The 19,024-nt window shown below is 70.1% G+C and carries 19 protein-coding genes; 13 read left to right on the top strand and 6 right to left on the bottom strand.

Annotation, left to right across the window (positions count from 1 at the left end):
* The first annotated feature begins 122 nt into the window (after nt 1-122).
* The 4 genes from EXE46_RS10570 (at nt 123) to EXE46_RS10555 (ending at nt 2,320) form a co-directional block, all read left to right on the top strand.
* Nucleotides 123-368: a PRC-barrel domain-containing protein gene (locus EXE46_RS10570; protein ID WP_137688360.1), complete on the top strand. Its 246-nt coding sequence runs from the start codon at nt 123-125 to the stop codon at nt 366-368.
* Nucleotides 368-826 carry an NOB1 family endonuclease gene (locus tag EXE46_RS10565; RefSeq protein WP_137688359.1) on the top strand — a complete coding sequence of 153 codons (459 nt, stop codon included), beginning with the start codon at nt 368-370 and terminating at the stop codon, nt 824-826. Before EXE46_RS10570 ends, EXE46_RS10565 begins: the two co-directional genes overlap by 1 nt.
* Nucleotides 827-891: 65 nt before the next feature.
* Nucleotides 892-1,107 carry a hypothetical protein gene (locus tag EXE46_RS10560; protein ID WP_137688358.1) on the top strand — a complete coding sequence of 72 codons (216 nt, stop codon included), beginning with the start codon at nt 892-894 and terminating at the stop codon, nt 1,105-1,107.
* Between the two features lie 112 nt (nt 1,108-1,219).
* Nucleotides 1,220-2,320 carry a DUF2891 domain-containing protein gene (locus tag EXE46_RS10555; protein WP_137688357.1) on the top strand — a complete coding sequence of 367 codons (1,101 nt, stop codon included), beginning with the start codon at nt 1,220-1,222 and terminating at the stop codon, nt 2,318-2,320.
* Here the strand turns inward: EXE46_RS10555 and uppS are convergent.
* On the bottom strand, nt 2,317-3,312 hold the full coding sequence (gene uppS, locus EXE46_RS10550; RefSeq protein ID WP_137688356.1) for a polyprenyl diphosphate synthase: 996 nt from the start codon (nt 3,310-3,312) through the stop codon (nt 2,317-2,319). The genes EXE46_RS10555 and uppS overlap by 4 nt on opposite strands.
* A 61-nt stretch (nt 3,313-3,373) precedes the next feature.
* Between uppS and lwrS the strand changes: the two genes are divergently transcribed.
* Entirely contained in the window at nt 3,374-3,757 is a 384-nt protein-coding gene (lwrS, locus tag EXE46_RS10545; RefSeq protein WP_137688355.1) for an LWR-salt protein, read from the top strand.
* Nucleotides 3,758-3,837: 80 nt separating this feature from the next.
* The gene (locus tag EXE46_RS10540; protein ID WP_137688354.1) at nt 3,838-4,491 is read left to right on the top strand and encodes an HAD family hydrolase; all 654 of its coding nucleotides are present in this window, start codon (nt 3,838-3,840) and stop codon (nt 4,489-4,491) included.
* 43 nt (nt 4,492-4,534) lie between these two features.
* Here the strand turns inward: EXE46_RS10540 and EXE46_RS10535 are convergent, their stop codons facing one another.
* Entirely contained in the window at nt 4,535-4,741 is a 207-nt protein-coding gene (locus tag EXE46_RS10535) for a hypothetical protein (protein ID WP_137688353.1), read from the bottom strand.
* 214 nt (nt 4,742-4,955) lie between these two features.
* On the opposite strand from EXE46_RS10535, the gene EXE46_RS10530 reads away from it, so the two are divergent.
* Nucleotides 4,956-5,336, top strand: a complete 381-nt coding sequence (locus EXE46_RS10530) for a PadR family transcriptional regulator (RefSeq protein WP_137688352.1) — start codon at nt 4,956-4,958, stop codon at nt 5,334-5,336.
* A gap of 25 nt (nt 5,337-5,361) precedes the next feature.
* Nucleotides 5,362-5,940 carry a CopG family ribbon-helix-helix protein gene (locus EXE46_RS10525; RefSeq protein ID WP_137688351.1) on the top strand — a complete coding sequence of 193 codons (579 nt, stop codon included), beginning with the start codon at nt 5,362-5,364 and terminating at the stop codon, nt 5,938-5,940.
* 33 nt (nt 5,941-5,973) lie between these two features.
* On the opposite strand, the gene EXE46_RS10520 is transcribed toward EXE46_RS10525, so the two are convergent.
* Nucleotides 5,974-8,202: an AAA family ATPase gene (locus EXE46_RS10520; protein WP_137688350.1), complete on the bottom strand. Its 2,229-nt coding sequence runs from the start codon at nt 8,200-8,202 to the stop codon at nt 5,974-5,976.
* A 128-nt stretch (nt 8,203-8,330) separates the two neighbouring features.
* Here EXE46_RS10520 and EXE46_RS10515 point away from each other — a divergent pair, with 128 nt between their 5' ends.
* From EXE46_RS10515 to EXE46_RS10500, 4 genes are all read left to right on the top strand, one after another.
* Nucleotides 8,331-9,611, top strand: coding sequence for an amidohydrolase (locus tag EXE46_RS10515; protein ID WP_137688349.1), 1,281 nt, complete (start codon nt 8,331-8,333; stop codon nt 9,609-9,611).
* Between the two features lie 145 nt (nt 9,612-9,756).
* Nucleotides 9,757-10,404, top strand: a complete 648-nt coding sequence (locus tag EXE46_RS10510) for a hypothetical protein (RefSeq protein WP_137688348.1) — start codon at nt 9,757-9,759, stop codon at nt 10,402-10,404.
* A gap of 383 nt (nt 10,405-10,787) precedes the next feature.
* Nucleotides 10,788-12,485, top strand: coding sequence for a BCCT family transporter (locus tag EXE46_RS10505; protein WP_241981535.1), 1,698 nt, complete (start codon nt 10,788-10,790; stop codon nt 12,483-12,485).
* Between the two features lie 69 nt (nt 12,486-12,554).
* Nucleotides 12,555-13,916 (top strand): aminotransferase class III-fold pyridoxal phosphate-dependent enzyme, encoded by a 1,362-nt coding sequence (locus EXE46_RS10500; RefSeq protein ID WP_137688347.1) that lies wholly within the window; start codon nt 12,555-12,557, stop codon nt 13,914-13,916.
* Nucleotides 13,917-13,958: 42 nt separating this feature from the next.
* Here EXE46_RS10500 and EXE46_RS10495 read toward each other — a convergent pair whose 3' ends face one another.
* Nucleotides 13,959-15,233 (bottom strand): threonine/serine dehydratase, encoded by a 1,275-nt coding sequence (locus EXE46_RS10495; protein ID WP_137688346.1) that lies wholly within the window; start codon nt 15,231-15,233, stop codon nt 13,959-13,961.
* An 8-nt stretch (nt 15,234-15,241) separates the two neighbouring features.
* On the bottom strand, nt 15,242-16,552 hold the full coding sequence (locus tag EXE46_RS10490; protein WP_137688345.1) for an amidohydrolase: 1,311 nt from the start codon (nt 16,550-16,552) through the stop codon (nt 15,242-15,244).
* A gap of 125 nt (nt 16,553-16,677) precedes the next feature.
* Here EXE46_RS10490 and EXE46_RS10485 point away from each other — a divergent pair, with 125 nt between their 5' ends.
* On the top strand, nt 16,678-17,664 hold the full coding sequence (locus EXE46_RS10485; RefSeq protein WP_137688344.1) for a D-2-hydroxyacid dehydrogenase: 987 nt from the start codon (nt 16,678-16,680) through the stop codon (nt 17,662-17,664).
* Between the two features lie 64 nt (nt 17,665-17,728).
* On the opposite strand, the gene gdhB is transcribed toward EXE46_RS10485, so the two are convergent.
* Nucleotides 17,729-19,012 (bottom strand): glutamate dehydrogenase GdhB, encoded by a 1,284-nt coding sequence (gene gdhB, locus EXE46_RS10480; RefSeq protein ID WP_137688343.1) that lies wholly within the window; start codon nt 19,010-19,012, stop codon nt 17,729-17,731.
* Nucleotides 19,013-19,024 lie beyond the last annotated feature (12 nt).

Below are 19,024 nucleotides of genomic sequence, written 5' to 3'. Positions count from 1 at the left end.
GATCGTTCCGGGGACGGAGCCGAGTCGTTCTGTCGTCGCGCGTCCGGCGACGAGCGCGCTCGCGTCGGTCGTCCGTCGGACGGCCCGTGGCGTTTAAGACCGTTGCCCGGGACCGTGCGGGTATGGTCGACATCCTCGCGGAGAACCTCTCCGGGAAGGCGGTGATGAGCGCCGACGGCACGGAGCTCGGGGACCTGTACAACATCACGATGAACCTCGAGTCCGGCGAACTGAACCACCTCCTCGTCAGCCCGCACGAACAGCTCAGAGCCGAGCGCGTCGACTTCGACGTCGACGAGATGGGACGGCTCCGAGTGCCGGTCGCGAACGTCCAAGCGGTGAAGGATTACATCGTCGTCGCCCGCTGATGCAGGTCCTCGACTCGTCCGCGTTCATCCACGAGTACACGACCGACGAGGACGTGGTCTCCATCCCGGCGGTCCACGAGGAGCTCACCGGCGAGGTCGCCCTCCGCTTCGACGCGATGGAGGGTTCCGGGATGACCGTCCACGTGCCGGCGCCGGAGGCGGTCGACCGCGTCCGCCGGGCCGCGAAGGGGTCGGGCGACGCCGCGGAGCTGTCGGACACCGACGTCCGGCTGATCGCGACCGCGCTGGAGCTCCACGGCACGCTCGTCACCGACGACTACGCGATGCAGAACGTCGCCGAGCGGCTCGACCTCCCGGTCGAGGCCATCGCCCGCGACGGCATCTCCGAGGAGCGGGAGTGGCGCTTCCAGTGCGTCGGCTGTAACCGCACCTTCGACGAGGACAAAGAGCGGTGTCCGATCTGCGGCAGCGACCTGACCCGGAAGAACCCGGCGTGAGCGTCGCGAACGGGACCCGAGATCGGAATTCAAATAGCCGAACGGTCGCAAGGGGAGGCAACCGAATGACCGAAGACGACAGTTCCAGCCGCGCCCGCAGCCAGCCGGTCGTCGTTCAAGAGAACACGCACCAAAACGAGATCCCGGACAACATCGACTCGGACCTGTACTCGGCCGACTCTCCGAGCAACTCGTTCCACGAGTTCAGAATCGAGCCCGACGACGACCTCGTCGAGGCGCTTCGCGACAACGGCTACACCGTGGAGTTCAGGGATCGATAGGACGCGGTCCGCCTCTTGACGACCGCACGTCGAGGGACCGAACTCGGGGGTCGCGTGCCACGCTATCGCACGCCACCGACCGATTGAACAGGCGCCCCGCGGACTCTCCGGCATGAACGCTTTCGAGGCGCTGTCGCCGGACGCGCTCCGCGCCGGGCGGGCGGACGCGCTCGACGGCGCGGTCGCGGCCGCGCTGGCCGCCCACCCGCTCGACGGAGTCGACACCGAGTACCCGCACTATCAGGGCGTCGTCGAGGGCCCGGAGGCGCCGACGCGCCCCGCCGAGAAGCACCCCGTCTTCCACGGCTGTTTCGACTGGCACTCGGCGGTCCACAGCCACTGGGCGCTCGTGCGCTCGCTACGACTCGCCTCCGACCACCCGGACGAGGCCGAGATCGCGGCGGGGATCGACGAGCGGCTGACCCCCGAGAACGTCGCTCGTGAGGTCGACTACCTCGACGAGAACCCCGGCTTCGAGGAGCCGTACGGCTGGTCGTGGCTGCTGCGCCTCGCGGCCGAATTACACCTGTGGGACGATCCCCGCGCCGACGCGTGGCGCGAGGCGCTCCGGCCCCTCGAAGAGCGGGTCCGCCGCGGGACCCGCGACTCGTTCCTCGACGTCGACCGCGCACACCGCGTGGGCACCCACGGCAACACCGCGTTCGCGCTCGCCGGCGTCCTCGACTACGCGCGGGTCGTCGGCGACGCCGACCTCGAACGCGAGGCCGAGGCGGCGACGCGCCGGCTCTACGCGGACGACACCGCCGCGGTCGTCGGCGCGGAGCCGGTCGGATGGGACTTCCTCTCGCCCGCGCTGACGGAGGCCGACCTGCTGCGCCGCGTCCTCGACGCCGACGCGTTCGCGTCGTGGCTCGACGACTTCCTCCCCGATCTGGCCGGGCCGCCGCACGATGCGCTGCTCGCGCCCGTCGACGTCGAACCCGACGAGGGCGACGGCGCCGCGACCCACCTGATCGGGCTCAACGTCTCCCGCGCGTGGTGTCTCGCGGGACTGGCCGACGCGCTCGACGGCCGGGAGGGTCCGGCGGCGACGCGGCTCCGAGCGCCGCTGGAGACCGCGGCGCGCCGCCACGCCGAGGCGGGGGCCGCGGACGTCCTCACCGACGACTACGCCGGGTCGCACTGGCTCTCGTCGTTCGCGCTGTACCTGCTGACGCGGAGCGAGGGCGGGATCGCGCCGGGCGGGGTTTAGTCGGCTCCCGGCGAGTCCTGCGCGTCGCCGTCGACCCGACCGGCGGAGTCGGCGTCGCCCGACCCGACCGCGTCACCGTCCCCGATGCCGAGGGCGTCGTCGGAGAGGTCGCTCCCGTCGGGCCGCGGGACGCGCTCGCGGAGGCGCGAGGCGGCGGCGCGGGCCTCCGCGAACTCCACCTCCGCGAGCGCGCGCACCAGCGCGGCGGCCCGTTCCGCCCGGGCGCGCTGCCACGACTCCTCGCGCGACTCGTAGGTGCGGATCGCCCGCAGGAAGTCGGCCTCGGAGAACTCCGGCCAGTAGGGCGCACAGAAGTAGACGGCGGCCTCGTTGCCGTTCGCGTGCCACGGGAGGAAGTTCGAGGTGCGCTCGTCGCCGCCGGTGCGGACGATCAGGTCCACGTCGCGGATCGGTCGGTCGTAGAGGCGCTCCTCGACGGTCTCGACGTCGACGTCCTCGGGGGCCATCTCCCCGTCGTCGACGTCGCGAGCGATGGCGCGCGCGGCGTCGAGCAGTTCGGTCCGGCCGCCGTACGCCAACGCGACGTTGAGCGTGAAGCGGTCGTTGCCGGCGGTTCGCCGCTCGGCGTAGTCGACCGCGTCGCGGACACGCGGCGGGAGGCGCGGGACGTCGCCGATGGCCCGGACGCGCACGCCGTCCTCGTGGACGCGGTCGGCGTCGGCGAACTCGCGCAGCTTGTGCTCTAACAGGTCGAAGAGGGGCTCCAGTTCCTCGTCGGGGCGCTCGAAGTTCTCGGTGGAGAACGCGTAGAGGGTGAGTTCCGAGACGCCGAGGTCGGCGCACCAGTCGAGGACCCGCTCCGTGGTGTCCGCGCCGGCGCGGTGTCCGTCCGGCGCGTCGTCGCCCTGTTCGCGGGCGTACCGACGGTTCCCGTCCTGAATGACGGCGACGTGGTCGGGGACGTCGTCGATCTCGCGGCGGAGGTGTCGCCGGTAGACGCGTCCGGCGAGGCCGCGGAGGCGCTGCCACATGGTCCGGGACCACGCCCCCGAGCGGTATACCTTTATGGATCGATCCGGCGACCGCCGACCCATGGAGGCCGCATACGTCTTCCGCGTCGCCGTCCGGCTCGATCCGCCCGCCGCCGCCGTCGACCCCGACCGCTTCGAGACGACGATGGAGCTCCCGGCCGCCGAGCCCGGGACCGACGGGTGGCTGTTCTTCCGCGATCGCCTGTGGCGCGGCGAGGTCGGCGACGAACCCGCGTTCCGGCGGCTGGCGGCGGACCGACTCGGGCTCGCGGACGCCGAGGGCGTCGCGGTCGTCGCCGCCGACTTCCGGGAACTGCGCACCGACGGGGCGTACCTCGACGCGCTGAGAGACGCGATCGGCGCGGATCTGTCTCGTTTCAACGCCGACTCTGTCGACGAGGTTCTCCGAAAGTACCTCGGCTCGTCGGTACACGTCCGGGACTGAACGGGAGAGCGAGGGGCCGGGTCCCAGTCTCTCTCCGAACCCGCAACGCACTTGCCCGCGCCCGGCGTACGGATCGGTCCATGGCCGTCGCCGACTACGATTTCCACCTGTTCGACCTCGACGGGACGCTCGTCGACGCGGAGTGGACGTACACCCGGACGGTGTTCGACCGCGTCGGCGACCGGCTCGGCCGGGAGTTCTCGGACCGAGAGGCGCGCGTCCTCTGGCACGGACTCGGCGGCTCGCGCGCCGAGACCCTCCGGGAGATGGGGGTCGACCCCGACGCGTTCTGGCCCGCGTTCCACGACGTGGAGGACCCGACGGCCCGCGCCGAGGCGACCTACCTCCACGACGACGCCGTGAGCCTGCTCGACCGCGTGAGCGAGGTCGGCGGGCCGGCCGGGCTCGTCACCCACTGTCAGGAGTTCCTCGCGGAGCCCGTCCTCGACCGCGTCGGCCTCGACGGCCGGTTCGACGCCGTCGTCTGCTGTACCGACGAGACGGGGTGGAAGCCCGCGCCGGACCCGATCGAGGCCGCGATGCGCGAACTCGGCGTCGACCCGGGTCGACACCGGGGGTACTACGTCGGCGACGGCGAGAGCGACGTGGCGGCCGCGTGGAACGCCGGCCTCGACGCGGTCCACGTCGAGCGCGTCGGCCACGACGAGCGCGGCCGGTGCGTCCTCGGCGACCGACGCGTCGGCCGGCTCGACGAACTGCTGGGACCGACCTGATTCGGCGGCGCGCCCGCCGGTCGCGTCGGCCGTCCGGGCACCCTTACGATCCGGTCGGAGCGCGGAACCGCTCCTTGCCGCACTTCGGACACCGCTCCACGACCCTGTCCGGACCGACCGCTCCGTCCGGGTCGGCCCGCCGGTTCGATCCGACCGCTCCGTCCGAGTCGGCCACCCCGTTCCGGTCGATCACCACTGCGCGTCGCTCGTACCGGTGTCGGCAGACGAGACGTGCGATGGTCGAACGCATATCTATCTGGAATACATCCGCCGGTAAAATATTTCCGTAAGACCACATTTATACACATAATACAGTTCACTCGTGAGGATATTTCTTGAAAGAGTGCCTGTTTCGATGTGAATATCGATTAGAAAAGAACGTTCGTCACACGACTAACCCACGACAGACTCCCTCGGCCGTCCGGGACCGAAACCGTCGTGAGGGGTCGGCCGAACCCGCCCGTATGACGAAGTGGTTCCACAGCGGCCGCCGCCGCGACATCTGCGCGCTCCTGTACGAACACGGCGAGCTGCGTGCGCAGTCGCTGAAGAGCCGGCTCGAATCCCACTACGACGAGCGGATCGACCCGGGCTCGTTCTACGGCACGCTCTCCGCGCTCGTCGAGTCCGGCCACCTCGATCGGCGGACCGAGGGGATCGCCGACGTGTACGCGCTCACCGAGGCTGGCGAGACCGCCCTGCTCGACCACTACGCGTGGCTCGGCGCCCGGATCGAGGCGGGTGGCGGGGATTCCGAGGCGGGTGGCGAGGCTTCCGAGGCGGGTGACAAGAGCCCCGAGGCGGGACCGGGAGCCGAACGCGACGGTCCGGACCTCAAGGATTAACAACTTCGTCGGCGTGGATTAATACATGACAGTCGTCAGCGTGTCCATGCCGGAAGAGCTACTCGATCGGATCGACGGGTTCGCGGACGAACACGGGTACACCGGGCGCAGCGAGGTCGTCCGCGAGGCCTCCCGGAACCTGCTCGGCGAGTTCGAGGACGCCAAGCTGGAGGACCGGGCGCTGATGGCCGTCGTGACCGTCCTCTTCAACTACGAGACGACGAACGTCGAAGAGCGGATGATGCGGCTGCGCCACGAGGACGAAGGGATCGTCGCCTCGAACTTCCACAGCCACGTCGGCTCGCAGTACTGTATGGAGCTGTTCGTGTTGGAGGGCGGCCTCGAAGAGATATCGACGTTCGTGGGGAAGGTCCGGGCGACGAAGGACACGCTCACGGTCGATTACAGCGTCACGCCGGTCGACGAGTTCGGTCCGGGAGAGCTCGGCGGTGGACACGGGCACGGCGACCACGGCGACGGTGCGTCCGAGGGAGACGACGGCGAGGCGGCCGAAGCGGACGACGGCGAGGCGACCGAAGCGGGCGACGGCGAGGCGGCCGAGGCGGACGACGGCGAGGAGAGCCCGACCGCGGAAGACGACTGACCGGACCGAGCGAGGCGTCGGAGTCGGAGAGACTCAGGCGGTCTCGGGGCGAACGGACTCGATCGCCGCGTCGAAGTCCTCACCGGTGATCCCGACCTCGTCGGCGTGGTCGTTGGCGGCCTCGCCGTGCTCGTCGGCGACGCGTTCGATCGCGCGCATCGCGGCCGACCGCGTCAGCGCGGCGATCTCCGCGCCCGAGTACCCCTCCGTCTCGTCGGCGACGCGCTCCAAGTCGACGCCGTCGGAGAGGGGCTTCTCGCGCGTGTGAACGTCGAGAATCTTCCGGCGGGCCTCGCGGTCCGGCTCCGGGACCTCGACGTGGGTCTCCAGTCGGCCGGGTCGAAGCAGCGCCGGGTCGAGCGCGTTCCGCCGGTTCGTCGCCGCGAGGACGACGAGGTTCGGGTTGTCGCTGGCGCGGTCGAGCTCCGTCAACAGCTGCGAGACGACGCGCTCGCCCACGCCGGAGCCGTCGCCGCCGGCCGCGTCGCGGTCGGTCGCGACCGCGTCGATCTCGTCGAAGAAGACGATCGCGGGCGCCGCCTGCCGCGCGCGGTCGAACAGTTCTCTGACCGCCTTCTCCGACTCGCCGACGTACCGGTCGAGCAGCTCCGGGCCGGCGACCTGAATGAAGTTGACGCCGCTCTCGCCGGCGATAGCGCGCGCGAGCAGCGTCTTCCCGGTCCCGGGCGGCCCGTACAGCAGAACCCCGGTCGGGGGGTCGGCGCCCGCGGCGTCGAAGAGGGGACCGTACGACAGCGGCCACGTCACGGCGCGTTCGAGTTCCTCCTTCGCGTCGTCTAACCCGCCGACGTCTGCGAAGTCGGTCGTCGGCTGCTCGGCGACGTACTCGCGCATCGCGCTCGGCTCGACGTTCGCGTGGGCGGCCTCGAAGTCCGCCTTGGCGACCGTCACCTCGTTCAGCGCCCGCGCGTCCGACTCGCGGGCGCGACGCAGCGCGGTCATCGCCGCCTCCTGCGCGAGCCCCTCGATGTCGGCGCCGACGAACCCGTGTGTCCGGCCCGCGATCCGGTCTAAATCCACGTCGTCGGCCAGCGGCATCCGGCGCGTGTGGACGTCGAGGATCTGGCGCCGTCCCGACTCGCCGGGAACGCCGATCTCGATCTCGCGGTCGAAGCGCCCGCCGCGCCGGAGCGCCGGGTCGATGGTGTCGACGCGGTTCGTCGCGCCGATGACGATCACGTCGCCGCGGGCGTCGAGCCCGTCCATCAGCGAGAGCAACTGGCCGACGACGCGGTTCTCGACGTCGCCGCCGTCATCGCGCTTGCCTGCGATCGAGTCTATCTCGTCGAAGAAGATTATCGCCGGCGCGTTCTCGGCCGCTTCCTTGAACACCTCCCGCAGGCGCTCCTCCGACTCGCCCTTGTACTTCGACATGATCTCCGGGCCGTCGACGGTGCGGAACTCTGCGTTCACCTCGTTGGCGACGGCGCGGGCGATGAGCGTCTTGCCGGTCCCCGGCGGGCCGTGGAGGAGGACGCCCTTCGGCGGGTCGATGCCGAGCCGGGTGAACACCTCCGGCTCCGAGAGCGGGAGCTCGATGGTCTCTCGGACGAGCTCTAACTCCTCGTCGAGCCCACCGATGTCCTCGTAGGTCGCGCCCGCGGTGCGCTGCTCCGGCGGCGAGCCGCCGCCCGCGGGGCGACCGTCGCTTCCGGGCGGGTTCGACCCGTCAGAGGGTCCCGCGTCCGCGTCGCTCCCGGCGCTCGCGGGGGCGTCCGCGGAGCCGCCCGCGTCGCCCTCGTACTCGACCGATACGTCGGTCGAGGCGGTTATCCGGACGGTCCCTCCCGGGTCGGTCCGGGCGACGACGAAACGCAGGCCGCCCAGCCGCTCGACGTGGACGGCCTCGCCCTCGGTGACGGGGCGGTCGCGGAGCTCGCGCGAGAGCGCGCGCTCGACGACCTCGCGGCTCACGTCGACCTCGGCGAGGCGGCCGGGGGCGGCCAGCGTCACGCGGTCGGCGTCGGCGACGTCGACGGGGGCGATCGTCACGGTGTCGCCGACCTTCACGCCGGCGTTCGCGCGGGTGTCGGCGTCGATGAGGACGGCGCCGTCGGGGGCGTCGGGACCGCCCGGCCACACCTTCGCGACGGCGGTGCGCTCGCCGCGCACCTCGACCGTGTCGCCGCTGAGGAGGGCGAGCCGCTTGCGAGCCGACTCGGGGAGCCTGGCGATGCCCCGGCCCGCGTCCCGCTTCTCGGCGGCACGCACCGTGAGCCGGAGCCCTGCGGTGTCGTTCATACGCGTCGTTCTCGCCCGCGGCTCTTTATCCTTGTCCGGCCCCGCGAATCGCGGTCGGGGCCGACCGTCGGACGCGAACCGTGCCACCGACTACCGTTAAGTACCCGCACCGCTATCTCCTCAGACGGATGTCCACCGACGCGCGATCCAGACTGACCGAGCTCCGGCGTGCGTTCCACCGCCACCCGGAGCCGGGATGGTGCGAGTTCCGGACGACCGCCCGCGTCGTCGAGGAGCTCGAACGCATCGGCGTCGACGAGATCGCCGTCGGCCGCGACGCGCTCGCGACCGACGAGCGCATGGCCGTCCCGGCGGACGACGAGATCCGGCCGTGGCTCGCCCGCGCCCGTCGCGCCGGGGTCGACGACGACCTCCTCGAACGGATCGCGGGCGGTCACACGGGCGTCGTCGCGACGCTCGCCCGAGGCGAGGGGCCGTGTATCGGCCTGCGCGTCGACCTCGACGGGATCTCGATCCGAGAGTCGGCGGAGTCCGACCACCGACCGGCGGCGGAGGGGTTCCGGTCCGAACACGACGGCCACATGCACGCCTGCGGCCACGACGCGCACCTCGCGATCGCGCTCGGCACGCTGGAGTCGATAGCGAACAGCGAGTTCGAGGGAACGCTCAAGGTGTTCTTCCAGCCCGCCGAGGAGATCTCCGGGGGCGGGAAAGCGATGGCCGAGAGCGGTCACCTCGACGACGTCGACTACCTGTTCGCGCTCCACATCGGGCTCGGACACCCCACGGGCGAGATCGTCGCCGGGGTGGAGAGTCCCTTGGCGATGGCGCACCTGACGGCCACCTTCGAGGGGGCGAGCGCCCACGCCGGGAAGGCGCCCAACGAGGGCGCGAACGCGATGCAGGCCGCCGCGGCCGCGATCCAGAACGCGTACGGGATCGCCCGCCACCGAGACGGCGCGACGCGGGTGAACGTCGGCCGGATCGAGGGGGGGTCCGCGAGCAACGTGATCGCCGAGGAGGTGACGATCGACGCCGAGGTGCGCGGCGAGACGACCCCGCTGATGACGTACATGCGCGACGAGCTCGAACGGACGCTGTACGCCGCCGCCGAGCTCCACGACTGCGACGTCACCCCCCAGCTGATAAGCGAGTCGCCGTGCGTCGACAGCCACCCGGCGCTGCGGGAGGTCATCGGCAACGTGGCGTGGGACGTCGACGGGGTCGAGAGCGTGGTCCCGACCGAGGAGTTCGGCGTGAGCGAGGACGGCACGTACCTGATGAAACGGGTCCAAGACGCCGGGGGACTGGCGTCGTACGTCCTCGTCGGCACGGACCACCCGACGAGCCACCACACGCCGACGTTCGACGTCGACGAAGAGAGCCTCGGGATCGGTGTCGCGCTGCTGTCGGACGCGTTCGTCGAGCTGTCGCGGCGGCGGCCGTGAGCGGACGGCGGCCGCGAAGGGACGGCGACCGCGAGGGGACGGCGACCGCCGGGAGGCGGCGCCACACGCCGAACGAACCCCTCGTTCGGCGGCGCCGGTCGGCGGGATCAGTACTGTTAATCGGCTGGCACACGCTATTTCGCGTATGAGCCAGAACGACGTGCCGGAGTCGCTGGAGGCTGCGGCCGAGTCGGACCGGCCTCGCGGAATCTTGACGCCCTCCGACCGCGACTTTCTGCTCGGTCGCAAGACGGATTACACGGACCACTCCCGGAAACAGAAGCGAAACCGGATTCGGCGCCGGGTCAGGAACGCAATCTTAGATTTCAGCATTCTCTTCGAGTGTTTAGAGGAGCGCGACCGAAAGACGGTGTTCGACCCGAACGACGAGGACCGCGAGGCGTACACGCAGGGGATCACGGACATGCTCGCGTTCCTCCACCTCGGCACCATGGGATACCACACGCCGTTCAAGGACATGCTCTCGGAGGGGGTCGGCAAGGCGGAGCAGCAGCTCGCCGGCTCGAACTACCGCATGGTCAACGTGGAGTTCAACGTCGATCCGGTCGGCCAGATCGACGTCGACGAGGTCGTCGCGAAGCTCGAAGACGACGAGTTCGCCGAGCTCACCGACGAGGAACTCCGGGCGTTCGTCCGCTTGCTGACGATGTCGGACTCCTTTTCTCCCGAGGAGGCCGGCGAGGAGATCAAAGACCGGGTCGACGAGTTCGCCGAGAAGCTGACGGAGAGCGCCACTTCCCACGAGCGCACGCTCGAAGAATTAACGAACTGACCGGCGGAGACGACGGTCGGTAACAGATATCGGTCACACGAGGGTCCCCGGCGGCCGGTCGGCCGCGGCGACACCGGCTCGGTGTCGAACCGCCACGTCTCAGTCGCTAGCGCTTTTTTGGCGCGGTGTTTACGGTTATCGTGGCGATCCTACACCGATTGTCCACTACAGAAAGCCATATGGATCGATACCTCCATATTGCTCGTCTAATACGAAATATGTTGAACATATATACAGTATACATAATCCGAATATATGTGTCGCGTTTGAGAAACACTTATTGTGTACGGTTCGGATTGAACGCCCATGCCAGCACGTGGCATGGTACGATACCGGCGGAGGCACCGTGGGCCAAGTAGTCACCGTCGCGGGGGTGTCGATCCGTGAGCGGCTCCGAGTCGGGGGTGATCGAGGAGTTCCGCGAGGAGATCGACCCCATCGTCTTCGCGTTCGGCGCGCTGTTGACGCTGGGCGTGATCGCGGCGTTCTTCATCAGCCCGTCGGCCGTCGAGAGCGGCATCTCGTCGCTGAACTCGCAGATGCTCGGCGCCTTCAACTGGGCGATGCTGCTCATCGTCTTCCTGATCGTGCTGTTCCTGCTCTTCCTCATCGTCGGTCCGTGGGGCGGCATTAAGCTCGGCGACGAACCGCCCGAGTACAGCTTCCTCTCTTTCTTCGCCATGCTCTACTCGGCGGGGTTCGCGGCGGGCGTCGTCTTCTGGGGCCCGACCGAGGCGCTGTTCTACTACAACAACCCCTCGCCGCTGTTCAGCGGCGTCGAAGGGGGCACCGCGGAGGCGATGACGGTCGCCGTCCAGCAGACGCTGTTCCACTGGGCGCTCCCGCAGCTCGCGGTGTTCACGATCATGGGCATCGCGATCGGCTACTTCGCGTACAACTACGAGAACGTCCCGCTGCGCGTCTCCTCGGCGCTGACGCCGATCCTCGGCGCCGACAACCTCGACGGCCCGGCCGCGAAGGTCGTCGACATCCTCGCCGTCTTCGCGACGATCGGCGGCGTGGCCACCTCGCTCGGCTTCATCGGGAGCCAGTTCGTCACCGGCCTCGACTACCAGTGGGGTATCAACATGGGCGATCTGGGTATCCTGCTCGTCGTCACCATGATGACCCTGCTGTTCACCACCTCGATGGTGCTCGGGGTCGACAAGGGGATCCGCCGGCTCTCGAACTTCAACATGATCCTCTTCGTCGTGCTCATGATCGCGACGTTCGTCGTCGGCCCGACGCTGTTCCTCGTGCTGCTCGGGACGCAGGCGTTCGGCGGCATGATCAGCGAGTTCGTCTCGATGAGCCTCTTCACCGGCGCCGGGCCGATGGGCGCGGGCGACTCGGGCGCGACCGGCTGGATGAACGCGTGGACGGTGTTCTACTGGGCGTGGGCGCTCTCGTGGTCGCCGTTCGCGGGGCTGTTCATCGCGCGCATCTCCAAGGGACGGACCGTCCGCGAGGTCGCGTTCACGGGGATCGTCGCGACCTCCGGCGCCACCATCCCGTGGTTCACGTTCGTCGGCGGCACGGCGGTGTGGGCGCAGCACAACGGGATCGCCGACTTCGGCGCGGTGATCGCCGGCGAGGCCGGCCCCGAGGTGTCCGGGTTCATCCTCTTCGAGGCGCTGAACTTCACCCTGAACCTCGGCGGGGCGTCGATGACGATCCCGATCGGCTCCGTGTTGATCTACGCGTTCATGATCCTCGTGACGACGTTCTTCGTCACGTCGGCCGACTCCTCGACGCTGGCCGTCTCGATGATGACCACCGGCGGGAAGGCGGAGCCGTCGACCATCAACCGGATCTTCTGGGGCGTCGTCCTCGGGATGACCGCGGCGATCCTGATGATCCTCGGCGGCACCGGCAGCGCGAACACGCTCCAGCAGGCCGCGATCATCACCGGCACGCCGTTCGCGTTCGTCTGCTTCCTCGCGATGGTGTCGCTGATCAAAGACTTCGGGAAGCACTACGACCAAGTGCTCCTCCAAGACGAGACCGTGCTGTACGGGGCGAGCGAGAAGACCGATACCACGTCCGCTCCGGTCGAGTCCGCCGGGTCCGACGACGACTGACGACCCACGTGGCCCGGTTCGGCCACCACCATACCAACTTTTAATGTATGGCATATACATTAACTGTGTATGGATAGGGATACGGCCGAACCGGCCGCGGACGCGCTCCCCGGCCCGAACGCGCAGCGGTGGGTCGACTTCCACCAGTCGCACTCGGCGCCGAGCGAGTACTCCCACGAGTTCGTCTGGGACGTGACCCGGGAGGCCGACGGCCCGTTCGTCACGGACGTCGACGGCAACGTCCTGCTCGATTTTACCTGTCACATCGGCGCGGCCCCGCTCGGCTACAACAACGAGAAGGTGCTCTCGAAGCTGCGGGAGTTCGACCTCGTCGAGCCGATGAAGATCGCCGGCCAAGACATGTACTTCGGGTCTGGACCGACGCCCGAGGAGGCCGACTTCCCCGGTTCGAGTCACCTCATGGACCGGCTCACCGACGTCTCCAGCCACTACGGGATAGACACCGTCTTCCTCTCGAACTCCGGGGCCGAGGCGATGGAGAACGCGATGAAGATCACCCACGACCACCGCGCCCCGGCGAAGTACGGCGTGGCGTTCAACGGGAGCTTCCACGGCCGGACGCTCGGAACCCTCTCGCTGACCAAGTCGAAGGACGTGTACACCCGCCAGTACCCCGAGATCAGCGGGATCGAGACGGTCCCGTTCTGCGCGGACCGCGAGTGCGACGCCGAGAGCTGCGACTGCGGCTTCTTCGCGGGCGGCGGCTCCCGGCTGCGGAACATGCTCGCGCCCGAGGGCGGCCACGTCGACCCCGCGGAGATCGCCTTCCTGACGGTCGAACCCGTTCAAGGGGTCGGCGGCTACCGGTTCCCCAGCGAGACGTTCATGGACGAAGTGGCTGCCGTCACCGACGAGTACGACATCCCGGTCGTCGTCGACGAGATCCAGTCGGGCGTCGGCCGGACCGGTGAGATCTGGGCGTCGGACCACTACGCGATCGAACCGGACGTCATCGCGGCCGCGAAGGCGCTCCGCGTCGGCGCGACGATTTCCCGGTCGGAGGTGTTCCCCAGCGAGAAGAACCGCCTCGGGTCGACGTTCGGCGGCGGTGACATTCTCGGATCGATGATGGGCACGTTCACGCTGGAGGCGATCGAGGAACACGACCTGCTGGCGAACGCGACCCGCCGCGGCCGACAGGCGAAGGAGATACTCCGCGACGACGCGCCCGACACCGTCGTCGACGTTCGGGGGAAGGGGCTGATGCTCGCGGTGGAGTTCGACAGCGCGGACCGGCGCGCGGCCGTGATCGAGGCGGCGCTCGACCGCGGCCTGCTGACGCTCGGCTGCGGGAAGAAGACGATCCGGCTGCTCCCGCCGCTCGACGCGACGGAACGCGAGATCGCGCTCGGGACGGGGATCTTCCTCGACGCGATCGAGGCGGTCAGCGCCAGCGCGCCGGCCACCTGAGGCGTCCGAAACTTCTTGTTAAGGAACCCGACGCGGCGCGGCTCACTCTTCGCTGACCGACCGCTCGACGACCGAGACGCCGTCCAGTTCGTCGAGCGCCGTCAACACCCCCGCCAGATGGTCGGCGCCGCGGCCTTCGATCCCGATCTCCGCCGGCGTGCGATTCGGGTGGTCGACCGGACGCGGGTCGGCGCGCTCGAAGGACTCCAGTTCGGCGCCTTCGGCCGCCACCGTCTCGATGACGGTCTGGGCCCGTGCCGGCCACGAGGCGAGCGCGAGGCGCGCCCGGGCGCGACGGCCCAGTTCGAAGAGCCCGGTCCGCGCGAGTTCGGCGTGCTCGGTGATGTTCACGTTTGCGCCCGAGACGACGACGGCCGGGTGAGCGTCGGCCAGATCCGGCGCGTCCGAGAGCGCGGCGGCCAGCGGCGCGGCACCCGCGCCCTCGGCGACCACCTTCTCCCGCTCGGCCAGCAGCGTCACGGCGGCTGCGATCTCGCGGTCGGAGACGGTCACCACGTCGTCGACGACCTCGCTCGCGATTTCGAAGGTGGTCTCCGACATCCGCGTGTCGGCGATCCCCTCGGCGACGGTGTCCACGTCGTCGAGCGGCCGGACCTCGCCGGCCGCCAGCGACGGCGGGGCGTGGGCGGCCCCCTCGGGCTGGACGCCCACGACGCGGACGTCTCGGTCGGCGGCCGCGAGGGCTGTCCCGATCCCGGATATCAGCCCGCCGCCGCCGATCGAGACGAGGACGGTGTCCATCGCGGGGTACTGTTCCAGCAGTTCGAGTCCGACCGTCCCCTGTCCGGCCACCACCGCCTCGTCGTCGAAGGGGTGGACGAAGGTCTCGCCCGTCCGCTCGGCGCGGTCCGCGGCGAACTCGTACGAGCGCTCGTAGATGTCCCCCTCGACGAGCACGGTGGCGCCGTATCCCCTCGTCGCCGCGATCTTCGCCGCCGGCGTCACTTCGGGGACGACGATGGTCGCGTCGACGCCGAGGATCTCGCCCGCGAGCGCCACGCCCTGCGCGTGGTTCCCCGCGCTGGCGGTGATCACACCGGCCTCGCGGTCGGCCGCGGAGAGCTGTGCCATCGCGTTGTAGGCCCCTCGGATCTTGAACGACCCCGTCCGTTGGAAGGACTCGAGTTTGAGCCCCAGCGACGCGGCCCCGCTCATGGCGGCGAAGGTCCGCGAGGTGTCGACCGGCGTCCGATGCGCGACGTCGGCGAGCCGGTCGCGCGCGTCCTCGACGTCGGCGCGCGTGACGCGGGGCGATCCCGCCCCCCGACCGTCCGCGCCGGAGCCTCCGTCGGTCATTGGGAGGACTACCGCCCGTCTCCGAGGGCGTCGGCCCGCGGAACGGGGTGTCTGCGTTCGAGATCGCGGACGGCGCCCACGAGCACGTCGACGCCGTGCCGGATGCTCCGCTCGTCCACGTCGAAGGTGGGGGTGTGGTGGCTCGTCGGGTGGTCCGTGCCGACGATGAGGTACGTCGCCAGCCCGCCCGCCTCCTGGACGCGCTCCATCAGGAAGGTCGCGTCCTCGCTCGCGCCGAAGTCCGCCGCCGGGAGCACGTCGTCGACGCCGTCGACGCCCTCGGCGACGTCGGTCACGAGCGCCTGTAGCTCCGGGTCGCTGTCCGCGCGCGGCGACTCGCTCACCACGTCGACGGTCCCGCGACAGCCGTGCATCGCCGCGGCGGAGCGCACGGTGGTCTCGAACCGCTCTTTCATGTACTCCATCAGCTCGGTCGTCTCCCCGCGGGCCTCGGCCTCGAGTTCCGCCCGCTCGGCGATGACGTTGCTCGCGGTGCCGGCCTCGGCCGTGCCGACGTTCACGCGGGTCATCCCGTCGGCGTGGCGGGCGATGCCGTACGCGTTCACGATCGCCGTCCCCATCGCCTGCATCGCGTTGTCGCCCTCGTTGGGCGCCTTCCCGGCGTGCGCGGAGGTGCCCTCGAACGTCGCGTCCAAGTGCGCCATCGCCAGCGGCTTCTCGATCCCCGCGACGACCTCGCCCGTCGGGTGGTCGAGGCCGACGTGGACGGCGAGGAGGTAGTCGAGACCGTCCGCGAACCGGCTCTCCGCCATCGGGTGGCCGCCGCCGCCCGTCTCCTCGGCCGGCTGGAAGAAGACGACCAGCCGCCCGGAGAAGTCGCTCTCGGCGATCGCTTCGAGGACCGCGAGCCCCCACGTCATGTGGACGTCGTGACCGCAGGCGTGCATCGTCCCGTCGATCTCCGACCGGAACCCCTCGTCGACCGGGTCGTGGTCGGCGTCGGTCGACTCCTCGATGAACAGCCCGTCGATGTCGACGCGAAGCCCGATCGCGGGCCCCTCGCCGCGGTCGAGCACGGCGACGGCGCCCGTGTTGCCGCCGGTCATGCGCTCGAGCAGTTCGTCGTCCGCGCCGCGGTCGCGGGCGCGCTCGATCCACGGTTCCAGGTCCGCGTCGGGGACCGCCATGCGGTCGGCCGGGTCGTACGCGTCCGGCCCGATGGCGAGTTCGTCGACGCCGATCGACCGGATCTCTTCGACGAGCGTCGCGGTCGTGAGAAACTCGCGCCACGCGGGCTCCGGGTGGCGGTGGAACCGCCGACGGACGCTGGCGAGCCGATCGCGGATCGGTTCGTTCATGCGAGAGGGCCTCACACTCGACCCCCTTAATTGTACACGATTGTCGTGTACGTCAGATACACAAAAAGCTAAGAAACCCCCGCCGCTACTCCCGTCAACGCGTCGTCTCGACGCGGCCGTCGCTCATGAGCTCACACCAGACCGCCGATCCGGACGTCGTCGTGTTGCGCGAGGGAACCGAGGGCCTGTCGATGGCCTCGTACGCGGACGCGCTCCGGGAGCGACTCCCGGACCGAACGGTCGCGCTCGCGCGGACGCCGGCGGAGGAACGCGACCTCGTGCCGAGGGCCCGCGCCGTGACCGGAATCACGCTCGACGCCGGCCTCGTCGAGCGCGCCGACCGGCTGGAGCTGTTCGCGTGCACCTTCGCCGGCACCGACCACGTGCCGACGGACGCGCTCCGCGAGCGCGGCGTCACAGTGACGAACGCGGGCGGCATCCACGCGCCGGGAATCGCCGAGCAGTCGATCGCCAACATGCTCGTGTTCGCGCGAAACCTCCACGAGGGGATGCGCCGGAAGGCGAACGGCGAGTGGCGTCACTTCCAGTCGCGGGAGTTCACCGACAGCACGGTGACCGTCGTGGGGCTCGGCTCGATCGGACAGGCGATCGTCCAGCGGCTCGACGGGTTCGAAGTGGAGACGATCGGGATCCGGTACACGCCGGAGAAGGGCGGCCCGACCGACGAGGTGCTCGGTTTCGACGACGACGATGTCCACGCGGCGTTCGCCCGCAGCGACTACGTCGTGCTCGCGTGCCCGCTCAACGACCTGACCCGCGGGATGGTCGGGGAGGCCGAACTGGCGACGCTCCCCCCGGATGCGGTCGTCGTCAACGCGGCCCGCGGCGGCCTCGTCGACACCGACGCGCTCGTCTCGGCGCTCCAGACCGAGGGCATCCGCGGCGCCGCGCTCGACGTCACCGACCCCGAGCCGCTCCCGCCGGACCACGTCCTCTGGGAGTTGGAGAACTGCCTCATCACGCCGCACACGGGCGGCCACACGCCCAAGCACTGGGACCGGCTGGCCGACATCGTCGCGGGGAACGTCGCTGCGCTCGACGAGGGCGGGGAGTTGGAGAACGCGGTCGTCACGCCGGACGCTGACGACTGATCGGTCGGCCCCGGACCGCTCCGTACCGTTCCGTGCGCGACGGCTCGCGCTCGCGCGTCGCCGGCTACGGCCAGAGCCCGCGCGCGCCCTTCGCCTCGGCGATCCGCGACAGCGCGACCACGTAGGCGGCGTCGCGCCACGGGAGGTCGCGCTCGTCGACCTCGGCCCGCACGTCGTTCCACGCGGACAGCATCTGCTCTTCGAGCTCCTCGTTGACGCGCTCCAGCGACCACGTCCGCCGGTTGATGTCCTGGAGCCACTCGAAGTACGAGACGGTGACGCCGCCGGCGTTCGCGAGGATGTCGGGGATCACCGCCACGCCGTTCTCCGCAAGGATCTCGTCCGCGGCGAACGTCGTCGGCCCGTTCGCCCCCTCGACCACGATGTCGGCGTCGACCGCGTCGGCGTTGTTCGCGGTGATCACGTTGCCGACGGCCGCGGGGATCAGCACGTCGACGTCGAGTTCGAGGACCGCCTCGTTCGACAGCGTCGAGGGCGCCTCGTGGGTGAGGACCGCCTCGGGCTCCTCCTCGTGGGTGGGAACCGCGCGCGTGTCGAGCCCGTCGGGGTCGTAGATCGCCCCGTTCACGTCGCTCACGGCGACGACCGTCGCGCCCCAGTCGTCGAGCAGCCGGGCCGCGTTCGCGCCGACGGAGCCGAACCCCTGTACCGCGACGGTCGTCTCGGCGAGGTCGCGGCCGTAGTAATCGATCGCCTCGCGCGCGGCGATGGCGGTCGACCGCCCCGGCGCCGCCTCGCGGCCGTACGACCCGCCGATGACGGGCGGCTTCCCGGTGACGACGCCCGGGATCGTCTCGCCCTGCTGCATCGAGTAGGCGTCCATGAACCACGCCATCGTCTGGGCGTCCGTCCCCATGTCCGGCGCGGGCACGTCCTTCGTCGGCCCGACGACGTCGCGGAGCTCCTCCGCGAAGCGCCGAGTGAGCCGCTCGCGCTCGTCGTCGGTCAGCGACTTGGGGTCGACGGCGATCCCCCCCTTCCCGCCGCCGAAGGGGAGGTCCATCACGGCGCACTTCCAGGTCATCCACATCGAGAGCCCCGTACACTCCGCGGCGGTGACCTCCGGGTGGTAGCGGAGCCCCCCCTTGTACGGTCCGCGGACGTCGTCGTGCTGGGCGCGGTAGCCGGTGAACACCTCGACGGTGCCGTCCTCGCGTTCGAGCGGGACGGAGACCTGCTGGACGCGCGTCGGGTGTTTGAGACGCTCGACGATGGCGGGGTCGACGTCGGTGTTGGTCGCCGCGCGTTCGAGCTGCTTGCGCGCGGTCGCGAGCGTGGATTCGGGCGATTCATCTGCTTCGTCGTCGACGGTTGGTGTCGTGCTCATGGGTGTCGGCCG

Source organism: Halorubrum sp. GN11_10-6_MGM (genome assembly GCF_005435165.1).
In the GTDB taxonomy this organism is placed as follows: domain Archaea; phylum Halobacteriota; class Halobacteria; order Halobacteriales; family Haloferacaceae; genus Halorubrum.
Note: the sequence above shows the minus strand (reverse complement) of the source record. Positions and strands in the feature narration are given on the sequence as shown.

Excerpts from the sequence above, each read along its gene's own strand:
- EXE46_RS10570 (WP_137688360.1), top strand. The coding sequence starts at position 123 with ATGGTCGACATCCTCGCGGAGAACCTCTCCGGGAAGGCGGTGATGAGC.
- EXE46_RS10565 (WP_137688359.1), top strand. The coding sequence starts at position 368 with ATGCAGGTCCTCGACTCGTCCGCGTTCATCCACGAGTACACGACCGAC.
- EXE46_RS10560 (WP_137688358.1), top strand. The coding sequence starts at position 892 with ATGACCGAAGACGACAGTTCCAGCCGCGCCCGCAGCCAGCCGGTCGTC.
- EXE46_RS10555 (WP_137688357.1), top strand. The coding sequence starts at position 1,220 with ATGAACGCTTTCGAGGCGCTGTCGCCGGACGCGCTCCGCGCCGGGCGG.
- uppS (WP_137688356.1), bottom strand. The coding sequence starts at position 3,312 with ATGTGGCAGCGCCTCCGCGGCCTCGCCGGACGCGTCTACCGGCGACAC.
- lwrS (WP_137688355.1), top strand. The coding sequence starts at position 3,374 with ATGGAGGCCGCATACGTCTTCCGCGTCGCCGTCCGGCTCGATCCGCCC.
- EXE46_RS10540 (WP_137688354.1), top strand. The coding sequence starts at position 3,838 with ATGGCCGTCGCCGACTACGATTTCCACCTGTTCGACCTCGACGGGACG.
- EXE46_RS10535 (WP_137688353.1), bottom strand. The coding sequence starts at position 4,741 with ATGCGTTCGACCATCGCACGTCTCGTCTGCCGACACCGGTACGAGCGA.
- EXE46_RS10530 (WP_137688352.1), top strand. The coding sequence starts at position 4,956 with ATGACGAAGTGGTTCCACAGCGGCCGCCGCCGCGACATCTGCGCGCTC.
- EXE46_RS10525 (WP_137688351.1), top strand. The coding sequence starts at position 5,362 with ATGACAGTCGTCAGCGTGTCCATGCCGGAAGAGCTACTCGATCGGATC.
- EXE46_RS10520 (WP_137688350.1), bottom strand. The coding sequence starts at position 8,202 with ATGAACGACACCGCAGGGCTCCGGCTCACGGTGCGTGCCGCCGAGAAG.
- EXE46_RS10515 (WP_137688349.1), top strand. The coding sequence starts at position 8,331 with ATGTCCACCGACGCGCGATCCAGACTGACCGAGCTCCGGCGTGCGTTC.
- EXE46_RS10510 (WP_137688348.1), top strand. The coding sequence starts at position 9,757 with ATGAGCCAGAACGACGTGCCGGAGTCGCTGGAGGCTGCGGCCGAGTCG.
- EXE46_RS10500 (WP_137688347.1), top strand. The coding sequence starts at position 12,555 with ATGGATAGGGATACGGCCGAACCGGCCGCGGACGCGCTCCCCGGCCCG.
- EXE46_RS10495 (WP_137688346.1), bottom strand. The coding sequence starts at position 15,233 with ATGACCGACGGAGGCTCCGGCGCGGACGGTCGGGGGGCGGGATCGCCC.
- EXE46_RS10490 (WP_137688345.1), bottom strand. The coding sequence starts at position 16,552 with ATGAACGAACCGATCCGCGATCGGCTCGCCAGCGTCCGTCGGCGGTTC.
- EXE46_RS10485 (WP_137688344.1), top strand. The coding sequence starts at position 16,678 with ATGAGCTCACACCAGACCGCCGATCCGGACGTCGTCGTGTTGCGCGAG.
- gdhB (WP_137688343.1), bottom strand. The coding sequence starts at position 19,012 with ATGAGCACGACACCAACCGTCGACGACGAAGCAGATGAATCGCCCGAA.